Source organism: Pseudomonas sp. URMO17WK12:I12, assembly GCF_000514395.1.
Classification (GTDB): domain Bacteria; phylum Pseudomonadota; class Gammaproteobacteria; order Pseudomonadales; family Pseudomonadaceae; genus Aquipseudomonas; species Aquipseudomonas mucoides.
In genome coordinates, this window is the sequence record NZ_AZVV01000013.1 from 149467 (window position 1) to 170285 (window position 20819).

Below are 20819 nucleotides of genomic sequence, written 5' to 3' on the forward strand. Positions count from 1 at the left end.
TCTCCCCGTCTTTTTATGATGTTTTAGCGAGTCTGATGTGCGTTGACGAACTGTCGGCAACGTTCACTGCGTGGGTGTACGAACACTTCATCCGGCGAACCGGTTTCCTCGATCAGCCCTTGGTGCAAGTAGGCGACTTGGGAAGACACATCGCGGGCAAAGGCCATTTCATGGGTCACCAGGATCATGGTCCGGCCTTCTTCCGCGAGGGAGCGGATCACCCGCAGCACTTCGCCGACCAGTTCCGGGTCGAGTGCCGAGGTGGGTTCATCGAACAGCATGACCTTGGGCCGCATGGCCAGGGCCCGGGCGATGGCCACCCGTTGTTGCTGCCCCCCGGAGAGAAACGCCGGGTACTCGTTGCGCTTGGCCGCAAGCCCCACGCGTTCCAGCAAGGCTTCAGCCCGTTCAGTGGCTTCGGCACAGCTTTCACGCAGGACCTGGGTCGGCGCTTCGATGAGGTTTTCCAGCACCGTGCGATGGGGCCAGAGGTTAAAGTTCTGGAACACCATGCCCAGGCTCGAACGGATCCGCACCAGCTGTTTGGCGTCGGACACCAGTGGCGCGCCGGGACGGTCGTGGTTGAGCTTGATGCTTTCGCCGTCCACCAGAATGCGTCCCTGGTCCGGCACTTCGAGCATGTTGATGCAGCGCAGCAAAGTACTTTTGCCCGAACCGCTGGCGCCGATCAGGGAGATCACATCGCCTTCGCGGGCCGTCAGCGAGACGCCCTTGAGCACTTCGATATTGCCGAAGCGTTTGTGCAGGCCATCGACTTCGATCATGGTCTTGGACGTGACGGGGACAACGGTGGCTTCGCAGGTGACGCGACTGAGCACCGGTCGTGGCGCCTCACCTTTCAGCACCAGGACAAAATCGCGAATACGCTGACAGGCCTGGGCCAACCGCTCTTCTCCGAGGGTGAACGAGAGCCGCACAAAGCCTTGCGCCGGCTCGCCAAACGCCGCCGCATCGAGGACCGACACGCGCGCCTCGCGCAACAGGCGCCAGGCGAACTCCAGCGAAGTCAGCCCGGTGTCACGCACATCCATCAACACGAACATGCCGGCATCGGGGTTGAGCACTGAAATACCCGGGCAGTTGGACAGACTCGTGACCACCAGATCACGCCGACGGCGATAGATGTCGCGCATGCCGTGGGTCACGTCTTCGTGGGCCTGCACCGCTTTCAGCGCCGCTTCCATGACAAACCCCGGCAAGCCATAGAGCATGCTCAGCACCAGGGTTTCCGCGTGGGCGATCAAGGCTTCGTTGGCGACGATCCAGCCGATCCGCCAGCCGGTCATGGCATGGGATTTCGACAGACTGCCGACCACCACGCAGCGCTCGGCCATGCCCGGCAACGCCGCGAGGCTGAGGTGTTCGCGTTCGAAGGCGAGGCTTTCGTAGACTTCGTCGACCACCACCCACAGGTCATGTTCGATGGCGAGGTCGGCGATGGCTTGCAGCTCTTCGCGGTTGAGCACCACGCCGGTGGGGTTGTTCGGGTTGGAGAAGAAAATCGCCCGGGTGCGCGGGGTGATGGCCTTGGCCAACACGGCGGCATCGAGCCTGAAACCGCAATCCGCCGAGCACGGCACCCGCACCAGCGTGGCGCCGGAGGCCTTGAGGGTGGCCTCGTACGTCACGTACATCGGGTCCAGGGCAATCACTTCATCGCCCGTGTTGAGCAGGCACATCGAGGTGATGAACAACGCGTTCTGCGCCCCGGCCGCGACGATCACGTTCGGCGCTTGCACCTCACGGCCGAACAATGGGCTGTAGCGGTTGGCGATGGCTTCGCGCAAGGCCTGGCGACCGGCGATCTCGGTGTAGTGAGTGTCACCCTCGCGCAGCGCTTCGATGGCGGCATCGGTGATGAAATCGGGTGTGGGGAAATCCGGGTCACCGACGCTGAGAATGATCACATCCTCGCCACGGCGCTGGGCTTCAAAGGCTGCATTGTGAATATCCCAGGCGGCGACACCGTCGCCTGAAATCCGCTCAACAAAAGGTGAAAACCGCATGCCAGTGCCTCGTTCGAATTGAAGAAACGCCAGCCCGCGCTACCCGCCGGGGAGGTGGCCATCAACATAGTCGAAGCTGAACAGTCGTTCAACAGAAAAGTCGCGAAGGTTCGCGATCAGCGTAAACAGGTCGTTTTCACGACAGTCGCGGCGTTTTCAGCACGGGGGCATGGTGAAGCTGAATGGGAATCCCGAGAGGGTTTCCAGCCACGGAAGTTTAATAAGACGGGTACAACTTCTGAGTCAGCCTTATTAGATAAGTGCTGCACATTAGATAATTCCTTCACACGTGTAACACCAACAAGACACTTATAAAACCTGACACCTTCAACCTAGGCTAAACCTCAATAACATCAGCACTTCGTACCGACGCGCCTTTCTGAACACCCCGAACCCCAAGGCCTTCACCCGCACCTTAAAAGTTCACCCCAATAGCAATGCTCTCAATTAAAAACAACTGACTCATTCCAATTAATCATAAAAAAGCCCAGTCGGATTTTGCTAATCGAATATGCTCAACTCAACGCACCAACAGGCAGTTAGTTCTCTTATCAAGCCGATGACAACAACCGCTTGTTCATGCAAATAACGCCAGCAGACATCACTTCAAGGAAATGGACATGAAGATCAAGATTCTGTGCGTGCATGGCATTGGCCATGAAGAAGCGGATGAGAGTTTCGAGCAATCCTGGAAACGGTCGATTACCACGGCGGTGCTGAGCGTGGCGCCGAATGCGGTGATCGAACTGGACTATTTCGAGTATGACGCGCGCTTTGCGTCCAGCGGTCTGGGCGCGCCGGAAATTGCCGAAGCGACGCTGCGTCTACTGACCAGCGCCGTCATCCATTCAGTCGGGGATCTGTTCCGGCGTGATCGCGGCATCGGGCAATTTCCTGATCGCCTGCGCTGGACGGCCGGCATGGTGGCGCAATGGACCGCGGACGAGGCGCTGCGAACCACGCTGCGTAAAGACCTCGCCACGCGCATCAACGACTCAGAACCGGATATCGTCTGTGCGCACAGCCTCGGAACACTGGTCGCCTATGACACGTTCCGTCGGGATCCGTCGCTGATGAACAAGCGCGTGCTGATCACGTTCGGCTCGCAGATTGCCAACCCCGCAGTACGCGAGACGTTCGGCGGACGTATCGAAGGCATTGACACGGCATACAAGTGGTACCACCTCTACAACGAACACGATCATGTGTTTACCGCACCGCTGTACCTGCGCGATGCCAACTTCACTCAAGTCATGACGCCTTTCGACAAACCGGGCGACGCGCTCAATCACGATGCAACGTACTACCTCGGTCACCCCGAAACCCGGTCCAATGTCTGGGGCCCGCTGTTACAGGTCGGCCTCGCCAGGGGGTTCGACAAACGTTTGCTCGCCGTCGACAAATCACTCGGTCTGGCCGTGCCAAAGGCACAAACCGCACGTCGTTCGAGAGACAAGGCGTTGCTGATCGGGATCAACAACTATCCCAACCCTTCGGACCGGCTCGAGGGTTGCGTCAATGACGTGTTCCTGATGAGTTCATTGCTGCAAGAATCGAACTTCTCTCCGGATGACATCCGCGTCGTGCTCGATGACCGCGCCACCACCGCCGGCATTCGCGATCGCCTGCACTGGTTGCTCGACGACGCCCAGGCGGGTGATCGCCGAGTGCTGTTCTACTCAGGGCACGGTGCGCAGATTCCCAATACCAATGCCGCCGGCGAGGCCGATCGCATCGATGAATGTCTGTGCCCCTGGGATTTCGACTGGACGCCGGAACACGCCATCGTCGACAACGACTTTCGCGACCTGTACATCCAGCTGCCGTACAACACACAGTTCATAACCATCTTCGATTGCTGCCACTCGGGCGGCATGACGCGTGAAGGCGCGCGGCGTGCCCGAGGGTTGACGCCACCGGATGACATCCGCCATCGCGCCCTGCGCTGGGAGGCCAGTCTGCAGATGTGGGTCGAGCGCGATTGGGTGAAAGAGGCGCGCAAGAACGCGCAGAAGGCAGAAGCCGCCAACACCGTGAGCAATCGCGACGGCATTCGCCGGGTCGGCCAGGCCATCGCGGTACGCGGGTACGACGACAAGCTCTACAACAGACGTCGCATCGCTTACAAACACGATGGCCCTTTTCTGCCGATCCTCATGTACGCCTGTGGCGAATCCCAACTGTCGTATGAGTACCGCCACGGCGTGATTTCGTACGGCGCGTTCACCTACGCGCTCGCCCAGACGCTGCGCTCATCCAAAAAGCGTCCGACATTCAATGCCTTGGTCCGCGCCACGGGCAAGCTCCTGGCCGAGCTGGGTTATGACCAGAAGCCGGCCATTGTCGGGCCGAAGGTTTTACTCGGCAAAGTCGTTCCCTAAACCATCAACCACCACGCTGAAAATCAAACCGGGCGTCTTGAAGACGCCCGGTTTCTTATTGAGTGGGTCAAAATCAAATCGGCTCCTGCTCGCAACTGAGCTAACGTTGGCGAGGGACCTATCATCGAAACCTGACCTCTAATAAAAACAACCGAGGGTCGCGATCAGGCTATGAACATTCTTTACGACGAACGCGTCGACGGCGTTTTGCCCGAGGTCGACAAAGCCGCCCTGCTCCAGGCGTTACGAGCGCGCTTGCCGGATCTGGACATCCTGCATCAGCAAGAAGAGCTCAGACCGTATGAATGCGACGGGCTCTCCGCGTATCGCACCACGCCGCTGCTGGTGGTGTTGCCGCGCCACCTGGACGAAGTCCAGGGCATCCTTCAAGTCTGTCATGAGCGGCACGTCGCGGTGGTTGCCCGTGGCGCCGGCACCGGGTTGTCCGGCGGTGCACTGCCGCTGGAAAAAGGCGTGCTGCTGGTAATGGCGCGCTTCAACAACATCCTGCACATAGACCCCGCCGCCCGCACCGCGCGGGTTCAGCCGGGGGTGCGCAACCTGGCGATTTCCCAGGCCGCGGCGCCGTTTGGTTTGTATTACGCGCCGGATCCCTCCTCGCAGATTGCTTGCTCAATCGGCGGCAACGTCGCCGAAAACGCCGGTGGCGTGCATTGCCTCAAATACGGCCTGACCGTGCACAACCTGCTCAAAGTCGACATTCTGACCGTCGAGGGCGAACACCTGACGCTGGGCTCCGACGCGCTCGACTCGCCCGGTTTTGACCTGCTGGCCTTGTTCACCGGTTCCGAAGGCATGCTGGGGGTCATCACCGAAGTCACGGTGAAACTGCTGCCCAAACCGCAAACCGCCAAAGTGCTGCTGGCCGCCTTCGATTCCGTGGAAAAGGCCGGGCGCGCGGTGGGTGACATCATTGCCGCCGGCATCATCCCCGGCGGCCTGGAGATGATGGACAACCTGGCGATTCGCGCCGCCGAGGACTTCATCCACGCCGGCTACCCCGTCGACGCCGAAGCCATTTTGCTCTGTGAACTCGATGGCGTTGAAGCCGATGTCCATGATGATTGCGACCGCGTGCGCCAGGTGCTGGAACAGGCTGGCGCCACCGAAGTCCGCCAGGCCCGCGATGAAGCCGAGCGCGTGCGGTTCTGGGCCGGGCGCAAGAATGCCTTCCCGGCCGTCGGACGGCTGTCGCCGGATTACTACTGCATGGACGGCACGATCCCGCGCCGCGAACTGCCCGGTGTGTTGCGGGCTATCGCGACACTCTCGGATGAATATGGCCTGCGGGTGGCCAACGTGTTCCACGCCGGCGACGGCAACATGCACCCGCTGATTCTGTTCGACGCCAATCAACCGGGCGAGCTCGACCGCGCCGAAACCCTGGGCGGCAAGATCCTCGAGCTGTGCGTGAAGGTCGGCGGTAGCATCACCGGCGAACACGGCGTGGGGCGGGAGAAAATCAATCAGATGTGCGCGCAGTTCAACAGCGATGAGCTGACCGTGTTCCATGCGGTCAAAGCGGCCTTCGATCCTGGCGGCTTGCTCAACCCCGGCAAGAACATTCCGACCCTGCACCGCTGCGCCGAGTTTGGCGCGATGCACGTGCATATGGGGCAGTTGCCCTTCCCTGATCTGGAGCGCTTCTGATGCGTAGCGAACACGACATGGATGACAGTGCCGCGCTGCTGGAGCAGGTCAACCAGGCGCTGCAAAACGCCACGCCGTTGCGCATTCAGGGCTCCAACAGCAAGGCATTCCTGGGACGGATCGTTGCCGGTGAGGTGCTCGACACGCGCACCCACCGGGGCATCGTCAGCTATGACCCGACCGAACTGGTGATCACCGTCCGCTGCGGCACACCGTTGTCAGAACTGGCTGAGGTATTGGACCACGCACAGCAGATGCTGCCGTGTGAACCGCCCTCCTTCGGCGAAGGCGCCACCGTCGGCGGCATGCTTGCCTGCGGCTTGTCGGGGCCTCGACGCCCGTGGTCAGGCTCGGTCAGGGACTTTGTCCTCGGCACACGGGTGATCACCGGGCATGGCAAGCATCTGCGCTTCGGAGGCGAAGTCATGAAGAACGTCGCCGGTTACGACCTGTCGCGCCTGATGGTCGGCAGTTACGGATCGCTGGGGGTGGTGACTGAAGTGTCACTCAAAGTCCTGCCCAAACCGCGTCAATGCCTGAGCATCAGCCTGGACATGGACAGTGACCGCGCCCTGCTGCGCCTCGCGGAATGGGGCCAGCAGCCCTTGCCGATCAGCGCCGCGTGCCACGACGGGCAACGCCTGCACCTGCGGCTTGAGGGTGGCGAAGGCTCGGTGGCGGCGGCCCATGATCGATTGGGCGGCGAGCGGCTGGACGCGAACTATTGGGCGGACCTCAACGAACATCGACTGAGTTTCTTTGATGAGGACCAACCCCTTTGGCGGTTGTCCCTGCCCCACAACACACCCCGACTGTCTTTGCCCGGCGTTCAACTGATCGATTGGGGCGGCGCACAGCGCTGGCTCAAATCCGAGGCGCAAGCCTCGTTCATTCGCAAGATCGTCGGCGAGGTCGGCGGGCATGTGACCTGCTACAGCCATGGCCTGATCGACAGCCCGTTCCAACCGCTGCCGGCTGCACTGATGCGCTATCACCAGAACCTGAAGCAGCAACTTGACCCACGGGGCATTTTCAACCCCGGTCGCCTGTACGCGGAGTGTTGACCCATGCAAACCACGCTCAGCGACCAGGCCCGCCAGCTGCCCCGCGCCGAAGAAGCCGAACGCATTCTGCGCACCTGTGTGCATTGCGGTTTTTGCAATGCGACCTGCCCGACTTATCAATTGCTCGGCGATGAACTGGATGGCCCGCGAGGTCGCATCTACCTGATCAAGCAGGTGCTGGAAGGCAACGAAGTCACGCAAAAAACCCAGCAGCATCTGGACCGTTGCCTGTCGTGCCGCAACTGCGAAACCACCTGCCCCTCCGGCGTCGATTACCACAACTTGCTCGACATCGGACGCGCAGTGGTGGACGCCGCCGTACCGCGCCCACTCGAGCAGCGTTTATTGCGCGAAGGGTTGCGCCGCGTGGTACCCAACCCGGGATTGTTCAAAGCGCTGGTGAGCGGTGGCCAGGTGTTCCGTGCCTTGTTGCCGAACACCCTGCAAGCCAAGTTGCCTCGCCGTGTGTACCCGGCCAAACCACGCCCGACGGTGCGCCACGCCAGGCAAGTGCTGATACTCGAAGGTTGCGTGCAGCCGGGGCTGTCGCCCAACACCAACGCCGCCACTGCGCGGGTGCTGGATCGACTCGGTATCAGCGTCATACCCACCCGCGAAGCCGGGTGCTGCGGCGCCGTCGATTATCACCTCGACGCCCAGGTGGCCGGCCTTGATCGCGCACGGCACAACATCGATGCGTGGTGGCCGGCGATTGAAAACGGTGCCGAAGCGATTGTGCAAACCGCCAGCGGTTGCGGTGCGTTCATCAAGGACTATGGTCATTTGCTGCGCAGCGATCCGGCCTATGCCGAGAAGGCGCAAAAGGTCAGCGCACTGGCCAGGGACCTGGTCGAAGTGCTGCGCGATGAACCGCTGGAAACCCTCGGTATCCACAGCGGCCAGCGCCTGGCGTTCCATTGCCCCTGCACCTTGCAGCACGCGCAAAAACTGGGCGGCGCGGTTGAGGCGCTGCTGACACGTCTGGGTTTTAACCTCACGCCCGTACCTGACGGCCATTTGTGCTGCGGCTCGGCGGGCACCTATTCGCTGACTCAACCGGAACTGTCCCGGCAACTGCGCGACAACAAGCTCAATGCGCTGGAGAGCGGGCATCCCGAAATCATTGTCACCGCCAATATCGGCTGTCAGTCCCACCTCGACGGCGCGGGTCGAACCCCGGTCCGGCACTGGATTGAACTGGTGGAAGCCGCCCTGCCCTGATCACCCTCTGGAGCAATCGCCATGAAGCGTAAAGCCATACTGAGTCAGGCCGAAGTCAGCCAGATCCTCACCGCCGCCCGCACCGAAGCACAGAACAATCAATGGGCCGTGACCATTGTGATTGTCGATGACGGTGGCCATCCCCTGGCGCTCGAACGCCTCGACGGGTGTGCGGCCAGCAGCGCCTACATCGCCACTGAAAAAGCCCGCACCTCGGCCTTGGGCCGGCGTGAGTCGAAAGGTTATGAAGACATGGTCAACGGCGGACGCTTCGCCTTTTTATCGGCGCCGTTGCTGACGTCCCTTGAAGGTGGCGTGCCGATTGTTTACGACGGCCAGGTGATCGGCGCAGTGGGCGTGTCCGGGGTGAAGTCCGAACAGGATGCGCAAGTGGCCAGGGCCGGGGCGCAGTGTTTGAAGTAACGCCATAAAAGGTTCGGCACTATCAACCTGTGGCGAGGGAGCTTGCTCCCGCTGGACAGCGCAGCTGTCCCGTTTTTTGGGGCCGCTTCGCAGCCCAGCGGGAGCAAGCTCCCTCGCCACAAAAGCGCCCTCGCCACAGGATCGCATTACTTGCGCGCCAGCTTGTACCGAATGCACTCTTCATAAAAACTCTGCCGCACCGCAGCCGGTTTGAACCGCGACGGACTGTCGTAGGTCTGCTCGGTAATGCCCATGGCCATCATGTGCATCCACGGTTTGTTGAATTTGTAGGTCTGAATCTTCTTGCGAGCGGCATACAGCGACACCCCGGACAACTTCAGCTCCTGGGCCCTGGCCGCCGTCCCCGCGCCCCAGTCGCACATATATCGGTCATTGGCCACCAACTCCCTGGCCTGGGCCGCGCCGGCCATGCTCGCCAGGGTAAACGAGATCATCGTGATCGCTACATTGCGCAATTGCATTCCGCCTAACCACCTGAAAATAAAGTGATTTTGGCGACTGTTTTGCGCCAGCGGGGCCAGCAGTTTGCCTTATCTGCACCTAATAACCGCATTCGGACTCAATGGGCCGGGATCAGCCCCGAGCCCATGTGGTTTTTTTTAGCGCAGCGCCGCCTTCAAGTCATTGACCCGCTCGTTCCAGGTGAAGTGATAGACGTTGACGGGCGGCAACGGATGACATTTACCGTTATCCGCGTCGGCCCCCACAATCGACCACTGGGCACGCGAGGTTTCGCCCAACTCACGGGCGGTCTGGGGATTGAAACACTTCTCCAGCTCCTCGTCGGGGACCAGCGCGTACGCCTTGGGATGGTCGCGCAGCCATTGTGCGGCTTGCTCGATGGAGGAGCCGGCCATGCCGAAATGCACAATCGGCTGCCGGGCGTACAACCAGTGACCCTCACGCCAGTCGACCAGCACCAGTTCTGCGCCACCGGTCATGGTCGCGGCCTGCGCCATGATCGCGTTATGCGGGTTGGCACCGTCCCTGACCGGTTCGATGAAACCACGGGCGAACCACAGCGCAAACCAGATCACCGCCACCACCTGGAACACCTGACGACCGCGTGGGCGCTGGCTGAACCAGCGTTTGAGCAGCCAGGGAATCAGCGGTGCCGCCACCAACACCAACCCTGGAAGCGCCGGGTAGATGTACAACTTGCGCTTGCCGCTGCTGATGCAGAAAAACAGCACCACCAGCAGGACCCACCCCAGCAGCACCAACACCCGGCCGTCATGCTTTTGCAACTGCCGACGCCACGCCGGCACCAGCCACGGCAACGCCAGCACCAGCGGCAGCCAGTATTGCGGGATCACGTAAACGAAGAAGTACCAGAACGGTTCACGATGGTCCCAGGCCGCGGCATATCGCCCTGCGGTTTGACGCAGCAATATTTCCTTGGCATAGGCGATTTCCTCGGCGCCGCCATTGAGCACGATGGACAACGCCAGGGGCAGCAACCAGATCGCCGTGGCGCCCAACATCACCGCCAGTCCCAGCCACCACTTGCGCGCCTCCCCCGGCATCGCCACCACGCCAGGCCAGTCTTTGCGCACCGCATAGGCATACGGAATCAACATCAGCGCCGGGACAAACCCGACCCCCTTGGTGATTACGCCCACGCCCATGGCCGCGCAGCCGATGTAAAACCAGCGCCAGGCCGGGCCAAGCAACAAATGACGCGTGAGACCGTAGAGGCCGACCGAGGTAAACAGCACCAAAAAGCTGTCGATCTGGCCGGTCTGCAAGATGCTATAGGTTTGATAGGTGGCCAGGTACAACAGGGCCGCGATCCGGCCGATGCGCTGGTTCCACAGGCGTCGGCCAAGGTCGTAAACCACTGCGGTGACTGTCACACCGGACAACAGGCCCGGAATATAAAGGGCAATCGCAGGCTTCCCGGTCAGCCAAGTGAAGAACGCCACGGTCCACATGAAAATCGGCGGCTTGTCGCCGTAGATCTCTGCCGCCCGGTGCGGAATCAACCACGCGTTGTTGTGCAACATCTCCAAAGCGACGCCAAGGAATCGTTCCTCGTCGACATTCTGCGGCTGACGCAGCCCCAACCCGGCGCCGATCAGCAGCAGGGCCAGCAACATCAAGCCCAGGCACTCGACTCCGGGCGATAGCGTTCTACGCATGACTCATTCCTTAGCGGGGGTGCTTTTGGCAATCAGTTGCAAATTGCGCAGGTAGACGATCGAGCCAAATGCCTGACCGGCGATAAACACAGGGTCCTGGCGGTAAATGGCGTACGCGAGCAGCAACGTGCTGCCGACGATGCTCAAGTACCAGAAACTCGTCGGGATCACGCTGCGCTTCTGGTATTCGCTGTACAACCATTGCAGGACAAAGCGGCCGGTGAAGGCGATCTGGCCAATGAAACCGACCGCCAGCCACAGGGCTTCGCGGGAGAGGTTCATCCTTCGATCTCCTGCGCCTTGGTGTTCAGGCGCGTGCGTTTGATCAGCCACCAGACCCCGAACAGATCAAGAATGCCCACCAGAGCCCGGTCGAGGTTGCCGTACTTGGACACCCCGGCGGTACGCGGACGATGGTTGACCGGGTGGACGATCATGCGGCCGTTGTGACGCTGGATCAGCGCGGGCAGAAACCGGTGCATATGGTCGAAGTACGGCAAGCGCAGAAACGCCGCCCGCTCGATCAGCTTCAACCCGCAACCGGTGTCCGGCGTGGCATCGTTGAGCATGCGCCGGCGCAGTCCGTTGGCGAAGCGCGAGGCCCAGCGTTTACTGGCGGTGTCGCGGCGATTAACCCGGTGACCGGCCACCAGTTGAACATCGACCGGACCGTGACCGCCCCGCACCAGTTGCAACATGCCGGGGATGTCCGCCGGGTCGTTCTGGCCGTCACCATCGAGCGTCGCCAGCCACTGCCCGCGCGCGGCGAGCGCGGCATGGTAAAGCGAGGTGCTTTGGCCCAGCGAACGCTCATGGCACAGAATGCGCAGCGTGCTCAAACCGCTGTTTTTGATCTGTTGCAGTTCGTGCAGGGTGGCATCGGTGCTGCCATCGTCGACGACGATGATTTCGTACGCTTCATCCGCCAACGCCACACGGATTTCCTCAATCAAGGGCTTGAGGTTATTGGTTTCGTTTTTCGCCGGAATCAGTACCGATACGAAAATGTCTTGGTTCATAGGGTTCTCCCCCCGCTAATGGTTGTTCTCAAGGGTGAACGCTTCATCGCTGATAAAAGTGCCGATACCACTTCACAAACTCCGCCACACCGGTCTCGACCGCCACTTGCGGGCGGAAGTCGACCCAATCCGCCAACGCCGACACATCGGCCCAGGTCTTGATCACATCGCCCGCTTGCAGCGGCAAATAGTTGCGCCGCGCCTTGATGCCCAGCACGTTTTCCAGACACTCGACGAACGCCAGCAACGGCATGGGTTCGCCCCGTCCGATGTTGAAAATTCGATTGATGCCTTCGCCGGCACTGTCCGCCAACGGCGGTTTGGGCCGCAGGCGCACGATGCTTTCGACGATGTCATCGATGTAGGTGAAGTCCCGCGCCATCTCGCCATGGTTATAGATGTCGATCGGTTCGTCGTTAAGCATCGCTCGGGTGAACTTGAACAGCGCCATGTCCGGCCGCCCCCAGGGCCCGTAAACGGTGAAAAACCGTAGGCCACTGGCGCGGATTCCGTAGAGATGGCAATAGCTGTGCGCGAGCAGTTCATTGGCGCGCTTGCTGGCGGCATACAGCGAAACCGGATGCTCGACGGCGTCTTCGACACTGAACGGCATTTTGCTGTTGGTGCCATACACCGAGCTGCTCGACGCGTAGATCAAATGCTCCGGGCGATGGTGCCGGCAAGCTTCCAGCACATTCACAAACCCCACCAGGTTCGATTGCGCGTAGACGTCGGGATTGTCCAGCGAATAGCGAACGCCGGCCTGGGCGGCCAGATGCACGACCTCGGTGAATCGATGCTCCTGAAACAGCCCCATCAGGGCCGCTTTATCAACAATATCCAGTCGCTGGAAGCGAAAACCCGGCAACGACTCCAACTCTTTGAGCCGTGCCTGTTTGAGTTCTACGCTGTAGTAGTCGTTGAGGTTATCGATACCGACGACATCAAGACCTTGCTGGCACAGCCGTTTAACCGTGTGATAGCCAATAAAACCGGCAGCGCCGGTAACCAGAACAGTCATAGCACCTCATTATTATTCGAAGCCCGATTCAACTTCATGCCCGGCACCATTGATAAGTCCTTGAGGCCCGTGACATCGTTGACACGCTGCCCCGTTACCTTGCCTGCCCAATGGTGAAATTTTGTTACATATTTATTTAATTTGTATGAAGGCAACAAGAGTGCGAAATCGCGTTTTAGCGCTACTGATAAGCCTTGTCATTTGCGGCATGGCCAATGCTGAATCAAGGCCTGAAAACATGGTGTATTTGCGCACCATCGACCCGAGCATCGAACAGGACATGCGCTACGCCAGTGCCCACAATTTCACCGGGCACCGGCTCGACGGTTATGACGCGGCCGAATGCCTGTTGTCCGTCGACACCGCCAAGGCCCTCGCCCGGGTCCAGGCGGAATTACGCACTCAGGGCTACGGTTTGAAGGTGTTCGACTGCTATCGACCCAGCCGCGCCGTCGCCGATATGGGGCGCTTCGCGACAGAACCGGGTGACCCGCGCAAGGCCGAGTTCTATCCGCGCGTGGACAAGCAGGACTTCTGGCGTTTGGGCTATGTGGCGCGGGTGTCGGGACACTCCAAGGGCTCAACCGTAGACCTGACGCTGATCGGCCCGGATGCGCTGCCCGCCGGCACTTGGACCCCGACGGCGACGCAAGTCGATTGCACCGCGCCCTATGACCAGCGCTGGCACGACGGCGCCCTGGATATGGGCACCGGTTTCGATTGCTTCGACGAGCGCGCGCATACCGCCAACCCGACGATCAACGCCACCGCCAAGGGCAACCGTCAACGTCTGAGCAGTGCCATGGAGAAAGAAGGGTTTGCCGGGTATTCGAAGGAATGGTGGCATTTCACATTCAGTGGCGAGGGCGCGCCGAAGGACGTGATGGATTTCCCGATCACACCGATGAGCGCCAGCGACACGGTCGGCAGCAGTGGTCAGTTGATTGTGGTCACCAGCAAAAACTGGGATGACATTCAGGGCACCGCTCAGCGCTATGAACGTGACGGGAAAACCTTTCGAAAATACGGCGATGCCTTTCCCGTCGTGGTCGGCAAAAACGGCATGGGCTGGGGCAAAGGCGTGAGCAGTGTGGGTGATGTTGAAGGCCCGATCAAACGCGAAGGCGATGGAAAAGCACCGGCGGGAGTGTTCAAACTCGGCACGGCGTTTGGTTTCAACAACACGGTCGACACCCACTTGCCTTACCTCGCGCTGACACCGACCACCGAATGCGTGGATGACAGCCAATCCAGTCACTACAACAAACTGGTCGACGGCGCAGCGACGGCTACAGACTGGAGCAGCTCGGAACACATGCGTAACGAAGAGGGTTATCGCCAAGGCATTTTCATCGAGCACAACACCCCGGCCACAGCGGGTTCGGGTTCGTGCATTTTCTTCCACATCTGGCGCGGCCCCGCGTCACCCACAGCGGGCTGTACGGCCATGGATCAGGGAGATATTGCTGCGTTGCTCAAGTGGCTCGACCCTCGCGAGTCGCCATTGCTGGTGCAGATGCCGGAGGCGCAGTACGAGCAGTTTCGTGAGGAGTGGGCGTTGCCGTGATGTGGGTGGGGGTGCATGACCACCACCCTTCTCAACCCTGCTTCAAATCAAGGCAATACGTGTAATACCCCCCATCACGCACATACCCCAACGACTCATACAACCGCTGCGCACCCACATTGTCGGTGGCGGTTTCCAGCACCATGCCCTTGGCACCGCTCAACACCGCAAAGGCACGGGCGGTGTTCATCAGCAACGTTCCCACCCCTAGCCCGCGGGCCTCGGGGGTGGTGAACAGGTCGCTGAGCAACCAGGTGCGGTGGGCGTCGATGGAGGAAAACGTCGGGTACAACTGCACGAAACCCAACGCGTGGCCCGCGGCGTCTTCGGCGAGGAAAATCACCGATTCGTCCCGGGCAATGCGTTCGGCGATGAAGTCCCGGGACTGGGTCGGGTTCGAGGGCTGGCCGTAAAAGCCTCGGTAGGCGTCGAAGAGGCGCGCCACCTTGTCGAGGTGGCTGGCGTCGGCGCGCAGGGCTTTTACGTCCATTTCGGGATCCCTCGAAGGTTGGATTACTTGGGCTGCGCCACAGTGCGCAAGTACGGTTTGATGGTTTTGAAACCGTCCGGGTATTTTTTCCGCGCATCTTCATCGGACACCGATGTCGGGATGATCACGTCTTCGCCCGGACGCCAGTTCACCGGCGTGGCGACGGTGTGCTTGGCGTTCAATTGCAGGGAATCGAGCAGACGCAGTACTTCATCGAAGTTGCGCCCGGCACTCATCGGGTAGATGAGCATGGCCTTGACCTTTTTGTCCGGACCAATGATGAACACCGAACGCACGGTGGCGTTGTCGGTGGCGGTGCGGGTGCCGCCACTGGCATTCGGGTGGATCATGTCGTAGAGCTTCGCCACCACCAGGTTTTCGTCACCGATCATCGGGTAGTTGACCGCGTGCCCCTGGGTTTCTTCGATGTCCTTGGCCCAGCTTGCATGGTTGCTGACCGGGTCGACGCTGAGGCCGACGATCTTGGTGTTGCGCTTGTCGAACTCAGGCTTGAGCCCGGCCATATAGCCCAGTTCGGTGGTGCACACCGGGGTGAAGTCCTTGGGGTGCGAAAACAGGATGGCCCACTTGTCGCCAATCCATTCGTGGAAATGCAGCGTGCCTTCGGTGCTCTCGACGGTAAAGTCCGGTGCCTCGTCGCCAATGCGGATTGCCATGTTCGTTCTCCTTACTGTGGGGTCGTAGGGAAAACCGTCGGAATGCTGGGTGCGTCTCCAACGGCATTCAGGATCGGTGTTGAACCTGCCAACGCGGATCAGTATAGGAGACGCTGCAAGACAAGGCCGTTACCGCTAAAACCCGCCTGAAAAACACAAAAAGCCAGATCGACTCGGCGTCGACCTGGCTGTTGTTGAGCAAAAAACCAGGGCATTAAACCCGGACGTTACGCCCCGGCAACGTCGAGCGCTGGCTGTTTTCCCAATTCTCCACCAAGCCAACCGGTGCATCCGAGGCTGGCAGCATGTTGCGTCCGCGCACCAGATCGCTGGCGCGCTCGGCGAGCATGATGGTCGGCGCGTTGAGGTTGCCGTTCGGCTCGGTCGGGAACACCGACGAGTCGATCACTCGCAATCCGGCGATGCCATGCACACGCAACTCGGAATCCACCACCGCCATGTCGTCCTCGCCCATGCGGCACGAGCCGCACGGATGGTAGGTGCTTTCGAGGTTTTCCCGCACGAAGGCGTCCAGCTCTTCATCGCTGTTCACCCGCGGGCCGGGGGCGATTTCGCCGTCGCGGAAACGGTCCATGGCTTTCTGGCCGATGATCTCCCGGGTCAGGCGGATGCAGCGGCGGAAGCCTTCGCGGTCTTCTTCCCGTTGCAGGTAGTTGAACTGGATCTGCGGGTGCTCGTACGGGTCCGCCGAACGGGCGCGCACGTAGCCGCGGCTCTTGGGTTTGTTCGGCCCGGTGAGCACCATGAAGCCGTGGCCCTTGATCGGTTTGTTGCCGTCATAACGCATGGCGGCGGGCAGAAAATGGAACTGGATGTCCGGCCAGCGCAGGCCCTTGTCCGAGCGAATGAAACCTCCGGCCTCAAAATGGTTGGTGGCGCCGAGCCCGTCCTTGAACAGCAGCCAGCGCAGACCGATCATCAGTTTGCTCAGCGGGTCCATTTTGCTGTTGAGGGTCACCGGTTCCTTGCAGCCGAACTGGATGTACACCTCGGCGTGATCCTGCAGGTTCTCCCCTACCCCCGGCAGGTCATGGCGCACGCCGATCCCGGCCTTGCGCAGGACCTCGGCCGGACCGATACCGGAGCGTTGCAGCAGGTGCGGCGAACCGATGGGGCCGGAAGAAATCAGCACTTCGCGGTGGCAGTAAACCTGGTGCGTCTGGCCATCGTGGTCGTACATGACGCCCACCGCCCGTTTGCCTTCAAGGAGGATCTGGCGGGTCATCGCGTGGGTGATCACCGTCAAGTTCGGACGGCCCATGGCCGGGCGCAAATAGGCGTTGGCCGTGGAGCAGCGTACGCCGTTTTTCACCGTCATGTGCATGGCGCCGAACCCTTCCTGCATGTAGCCGTTGCAGTCTTCGGTCTTGATGTAACCGGCTTCGGCACCGGCTTCGACCCACGCCCCATACAGCGGGTTTTTCATGTGGTTGCCGTTGGTGGTGTGCAGCGGCCCGGTGCCGCCGCGATAGCCGTCGCCACCCTCCTCGTAATGTTCTGCCCGTTTGAAGTACGGCAGGCAATTGCGGTAGCCCCAGCCCTGGGCACCGAGGGATTCCCACTCATCGAAGTCGTAGGCGTGGCCACGGATGTAGACCAGGCCGTTGATCGACGAAGAACCGCCCAGCACCTTGCCGCGTGGACAGTGGATGCGCCGCCCGTTGAGGAACGGCTCTGGCTCGGTTTCGTAGCGCCAGTTGTATTTCTTGGTGTTCATCGGGATCGAGAAGGCGCTCGGCATCTGGATCACCACACTGCGGTCGCTGCCACCGAATTCCAGCACCAACACCGAAGTCGCAGGATCTTCGCTCAAGCGGTTGGCCAACACACAACCCGCGGAGCCGGCGCCAATGATGATGTAGTCGTATTTTTGCGTAGCCATGGTTATCTCCCGGCCGTCGATTCGTTGAACACTGGGGACGGGCGATGGGTAAGCGAGTCGCCAGTGGTGTATTGCGGAGAGGTTTTCTCGATGTGCTGGATCACGGTTTCTTCACGCTTGAGATCAATCGAGCGGCTGAACCAGTAGTACACCAGCCCCGAAACGATCAGCCCGACCAGCCAGGCGATGTCGATGCTGCCCAGGGCTTTGGCGAGGGGGCCGACATAGACCTCGCGCTGCTCGACGCCGTCGTAGATGTAGAAGAACGGAATCATCGACACGAAACCGATGGCGTACGCGGCGATGCCACGCAGGCCCCAGTTGCCGTAGATGTTGCCGTGGGGCATGAAGAAGTGCGGGATGGCGTAGCGGCCCTTGCGCACGAAGAAGTAGTCCGTCAGGTTGACCGAGGTCCAGGGCACGAGGAAGTACAGCATCACCACCAGGTAGATCCCCAGCACCGACAAGCCTTTGCCCGAACTCTGGATGCTCAGCGCCACGCCGAGTTGCAGCAGGATCACAAAACCAATCGCCAGGATGCGGGCCTTGCGGGTTGGTTCGATGTGCTTGATGGAGTCGACGCAGGTCAACGTGGTCAGTTTCGCGCTGTAGATGTTCATCGCGATCACCGGCAGGAACGCCAGGATCGTGATCACCACCACCGCGGTGCCGATCAGTGGCGAGACGACGTTGCCGACCTGACCGAGGGCGACCAGCACGTCCGTGGAATGCAGGTGATCCGCCAACCAGCCACCCACCGAAATCATCCATGCGCCGGACAACGAGGCGCCAAGAAACACCACGGCAATCAGCTTGCCGCTGGAGGTGTTCTTCGGCAGGTAACGGGAATAGTCGGACACGTACGGGGCGTAAGCGATGTTGTAACTGGCCGCCGCCGCGAACTGGGCGATGAACCCGGTCCAGTTGAAGCCCAACGGCGCTGGCGCGACTTCTCCCGCAGCCAGTACCGGCATCGCGGCATCCGGTACCCAGCCCATCAGCACCGCCAGCGTCACCAGGCCGTACAGCGGAATCGACAGGTACAACGCCCATTTGAAACTGCGGTGCATCCAGTCATGACCGAGGATCGCCAGGACTGCCGCCGGTATCGTCACCGCCACCGCAATCGCCCAGGGATGAAAGCCGAATAGCGTGTGCAAACCCTGCATCATCAACACCAGGTTGACGATGTTGAACCCGGCAAACACAAACAGCGTCGCCAGCAACACGAGGATCACACCGCGATAGCCGAACTGCGCCCGCGACTGGATCATTTGCGGCAAGCCCAGGTGCGGGCCCTGTGAACCATGGAACGCCATGAACAGGGTGCCGAACATGATGCCCAGCGTGCCGGCGAGTGTGGTCCAGAGCGCGGTCAGGCCGACGCTTGGGCCGACGAAGCCGATGGTCATGGTGAAGAAAGTGAAATTGCCGAGGAACCAGAACGGGCCTTGGCTCGCCAGTTTGTCGGTGCGTTCGTGTTCCGGGATGAAGTCGATCGAATGGCTTTCGACGATCGGTTTGTCGTCGAGAAGCGACACGCTAGGAGCGGCTTTGGCGTCAGTGTTCATGATGGACTCTTATTGTTGGAAGATCATGACGGAACTGCATTCCTTGCGATGAGCACCTTGAGGCGAGGGAGCTTGCTCCCTCTCCACGGGTGCCGCGTGCTTAAGGCAACGTGATCCAGACGGCCTTTGTCTCGAGCAGGTAATCGAGCTGCTCGGCGCCCAGGTCCTTGCCGAAACCGGACTGTTTGTAGCCACCGAACGGCATCGACGGATCGAGGGTGCCGTGGGCGTTGACGTAGACCGAACCGGCCTTCAACCGTGGGATCAGGCTGTGCACCTTGCCCAGGTCGTTGGAGTACAGCGCGGCGGCCAGGCCGTACACCGAGTCATTGGCCAGGGCCAGCGCCTCTTCCTCATCGTCGAACGGTGCGGTGACCAGCACCGGACCAAAAATCTCTTCCTGGACAATGCGCATGTCGTTGCGGCAATGGGCGAAGATGGTCGGCTCGACGAAGAAGCCTGGGCCATCGACGGGCTGGCCGCCGTAGACCAGTTCGGCGCCTTCCTGCTTGCCGGTTTCGATGTACTCGGTGACCCGCTGCTTTTGCAGGGCCGAGACCAGCGGGCCAATGAAACAGTCTGGATCCAGACCCGGTGCAATCTTCAGGGTGCGGGTGTAGGCGATCAGCTCACGCAAAAATTCGTCGTAGACACTGCGATGAATATAGGCGCGTGTACCGGCGTCGCACACCTGGCCCGAGTTGAAAAACACACCGTTGGCGACCGCTTGCGCGGCCGCGGGGATGTCCGCATCGGACAACACGATTACCGGTGATTTTCCTCCCAGTTCCAGGGTTAGTCGCTTCATTTCGTCCAGTGCCGCACGCCCGACGGTACGGCCGACCGGGGTCGAGCCGGTAAAGGTCAATTTATCGATGCCGGGGTGCGTGGCCATGGCCGCGCCGACCACGCTGCCGCGTCCCGAGACAATATTGATCACGCCGTCGGGAATCCCGGCTTCCTGCACCAGTTCGGCAAAACGCAGGGCTGACAGCGAGGTCAGTTCAGCGGGTTTGACCACCACGGTGCAACCGGTGGCCAGGGCGGCGCCGAGCTTCCAGGCCATGGTTTGCAGCGGGAAGTTCCACGGCACGATAGCGCCGACCACCCCCACCGCTTCCTTGCGCGTATACGCCAGATAGTTGCCCGGCAGCGAAGGCTCGACGGTGCGTCCGTGCAGCTTGGTCGCCCACCCGGCGAAATAACGCAAGGTATCGACGGTGCCCTGGATATCGACGTCCTTGGCAAACGCGACCGACTTGCCCATGTCGATCGATTCGATTTCCGCCAGTTCTGCCGCATTCTGCTCGATCAGGTCCGCCAGACGTTGCATCAAACGCTCGCGTTCCACCGGTTTGGCCTGGCTCCAGGCGCCACCGTCGAACTGTGCGCGAGCGGCTTGCACGGCGCGGTCCAGATCCTCGGTGGTGCCCATCGGAATGCGTGTGATCAGGCCTTCGGTCGACGGCTCGATGACGTCGGAGGTCTGTCCGTCGCTGGCCTCGACAAAGGCGCCACCGATGAACATCTTCTGCACCTTGCCGAGGAAGGTCTGGGTCGCTTCGCAGACACCGAATTTCTGCAGGTACTGCTTAACACTCGCGTCCATTTTTCATGCCCTC

17 protein-coding genes are annotated in these 20819 nt (G+C 60.8%); 6 read left to right on the forward strand and 11 right to left on the reverse strand.

Going from position 1 to position 20819, the window contains the following annotated elements:
- Positions 1–23: 23 nt before the first annotated feature.
- On the reverse strand, positions 24–2027 hold the full coding sequence (locus D882_RS1000000133350; protein ID WP_027924739.1) for an aminotransferase class I/II-fold pyridoxal phosphate-dependent enzyme: 2004 nt from the start codon (positions 2025–2027) through the stop codon (positions 24–26).
- Between the two features lie 620 nt (positions 2028–2647).
- Between D882_RS1000000133350 and D882_RS01000000131250 the strand changes: the two genes are divergently transcribed.
- The 5 genes from D882_RS01000000131250 (at position 2648) to D882_RS0119280 (ending at position 8787) form a co-directional block, all read left to right on the forward strand.
- On the forward strand, positions 2648–4408 hold the full coding sequence (locus tag D882_RS01000000131250) for a caspase family protein (RefSeq protein WP_172825940.1): 1761 nt from the start codon (positions 2648–2650) through the stop codon (positions 4406–4408).
- 171 nt (positions 4409–4579) lie between these two features.
- Positions 4580–6079, forward strand: coding sequence for a glycolate oxidase subunit GlcD (gene glcD, locus D882_RS0119265; protein ID WP_027924740.1), 1500 nt, complete (start codon positions 4580–4582; stop codon positions 6077–6079).
- Entirely contained in the window at positions 6079–7143 is a 1065-nt protein-coding gene (gene glcE / locus D882_RS0119270) for a glycolate oxidase subunit GlcE (protein WP_027924741.1), read from the forward strand. Before glcD ends, glcE begins: the two co-directional genes overlap by 1 nt.
- 3 nt (positions 7144–7146) lie before the next feature.
- Positions 7147–8364 carry a glycolate oxidase subunit GlcF gene (glcF, locus tag D882_RS0119275; RefSeq protein WP_027924742.1) on the forward strand — a complete coding sequence of 406 codons (1218 nt, stop codon included), beginning with the start codon at positions 7147–7149 and terminating at the stop codon, positions 8362–8364.
- Positions 8365–8385: 21 nt separating this feature from the next.
- Positions 8386–8787, forward strand: coding sequence for a heme-binding protein (locus tag D882_RS0119280; protein ID WP_027924743.1), 402 nt, complete (start codon positions 8386–8388; stop codon positions 8785–8787).
- A gap of 146 nt (positions 8788–8933) precedes the next feature.
- Here the strand turns inward: D882_RS0119280 and D882_RS0119285 are convergent, their stop codons facing one another.
- The 5 genes from D882_RS0119285 to D882_RS0119305 all read right to left on the reverse strand — a co-directional run bounded on the left by D882_RS0119285 (position 8934) and on the right by D882_RS0119305 (position 12989).
- The gene (locus D882_RS0119285; RefSeq protein ID WP_027924744.1) at positions 8934–9263 is read right to left on the reverse strand and encodes a hypothetical protein; all 330 of its coding nucleotides are present in this window, start codon (positions 9261–9263) and stop codon (positions 8934–8936) included.
- Between the two features lie 144 nt (positions 9264–9407).
- A complete protein-coding gene (locus tag D882_RS0119290) occupies positions 9408–10949 on the reverse strand; it encodes a glycosyltransferase family 39 protein (RefSeq protein WP_027924745.1) in 1542 nt (513 codons plus the stop codon).
- A 3-nt stretch (positions 10950–10952) separates the two neighbouring features.
- Positions 10953–11231 (reverse strand): lipid-A-disaccharide synthase N-terminal domain-containing protein, encoded by a 279-nt coding sequence (locus tag D882_RS0119295; RefSeq protein WP_027924746.1) that lies wholly within the window; start codon positions 11229–11231, stop codon positions 10953–10955.
- The gene (locus tag D882_RS0119300; protein WP_027924747.1) at positions 11228–11968 is read right to left on the reverse strand and encodes a glycosyltransferase; all 741 of its coding nucleotides are present in this window, start codon (positions 11966–11968) and stop codon (positions 11228–11230) included. Before D882_RS0119300 ends, D882_RS0119295 begins: the two co-directional genes overlap by 4 nt.
- A gap of 43 nt (positions 11969–12011) precedes the next feature.
- A complete protein-coding gene (locus D882_RS0119305; RefSeq protein ID WP_027924748.1) occupies positions 12012–12989 on the reverse strand; it encodes an NAD-dependent epimerase in 978 nt (325 codons plus the stop codon).
- A gap of 145 nt (positions 12990–13134) precedes the next feature.
- Here D882_RS0119305 and D882_RS0119310 point away from each other — a divergent pair, with 145 nt between their 5' ends.
- The gene (locus tag D882_RS0119310) at positions 13135–14556 is read left to right on the forward strand and encodes a M15 family metallopeptidase (RefSeq protein WP_032833590.1); all 1422 of its coding nucleotides are present in this window, start codon (positions 13135–13137) and stop codon (positions 14554–14556) included.
- Positions 14557–14587: 31 nt separating this feature from the next.
- Here the strand turns inward: D882_RS0119310 and D882_RS0119315 are convergent, their stop codons facing one another.
- From D882_RS0119315 to D882_RS0119335, 5 genes are all read right to left on the reverse strand, one after another.
- On the reverse strand, positions 14588–15046 hold the full coding sequence (locus D882_RS0119315) for an N-acetyltransferase (RefSeq protein WP_027924750.1): 459 nt from the start codon (positions 15044–15046) through the stop codon (positions 14588–14590).
- A 23-nt stretch (positions 15047–15069) separates the two neighbouring features.
- Entirely contained in the window at positions 15070–15723 is a 654-nt protein-coding gene (locus tag D882_RS0119320; RefSeq protein WP_027924751.1) for a peroxiredoxin, read from the reverse strand.
- 214 nt (positions 15724–15937) lie between these two features.
- On the reverse strand, positions 15938–17626 hold the full coding sequence (gene betA, locus D882_RS0119325) for a choline dehydrogenase (protein ID WP_027924752.1): 1689 nt from the start codon (positions 17624–17626) through the stop codon (positions 15938–15940).
- A 2-nt stretch (positions 17627–17628) separates the two neighbouring features.
- On the reverse strand, positions 17629–19197 hold the full coding sequence (locus tag D882_RS0119330; RefSeq protein WP_027924753.1) for a cytosine permease: 1569 nt from the start codon (positions 19195–19197) through the stop codon (positions 17629–17631).
- A 100-nt stretch (positions 19198–19297) separates the two neighbouring features.
- Entirely contained in the window at positions 19298–20806 is a 1509-nt protein-coding gene (locus D882_RS0119335; protein ID WP_027924754.1) for an aldehyde dehydrogenase, read from the reverse strand.
- Positions 20807–20819: the final 13 nt, after the last annotated feature.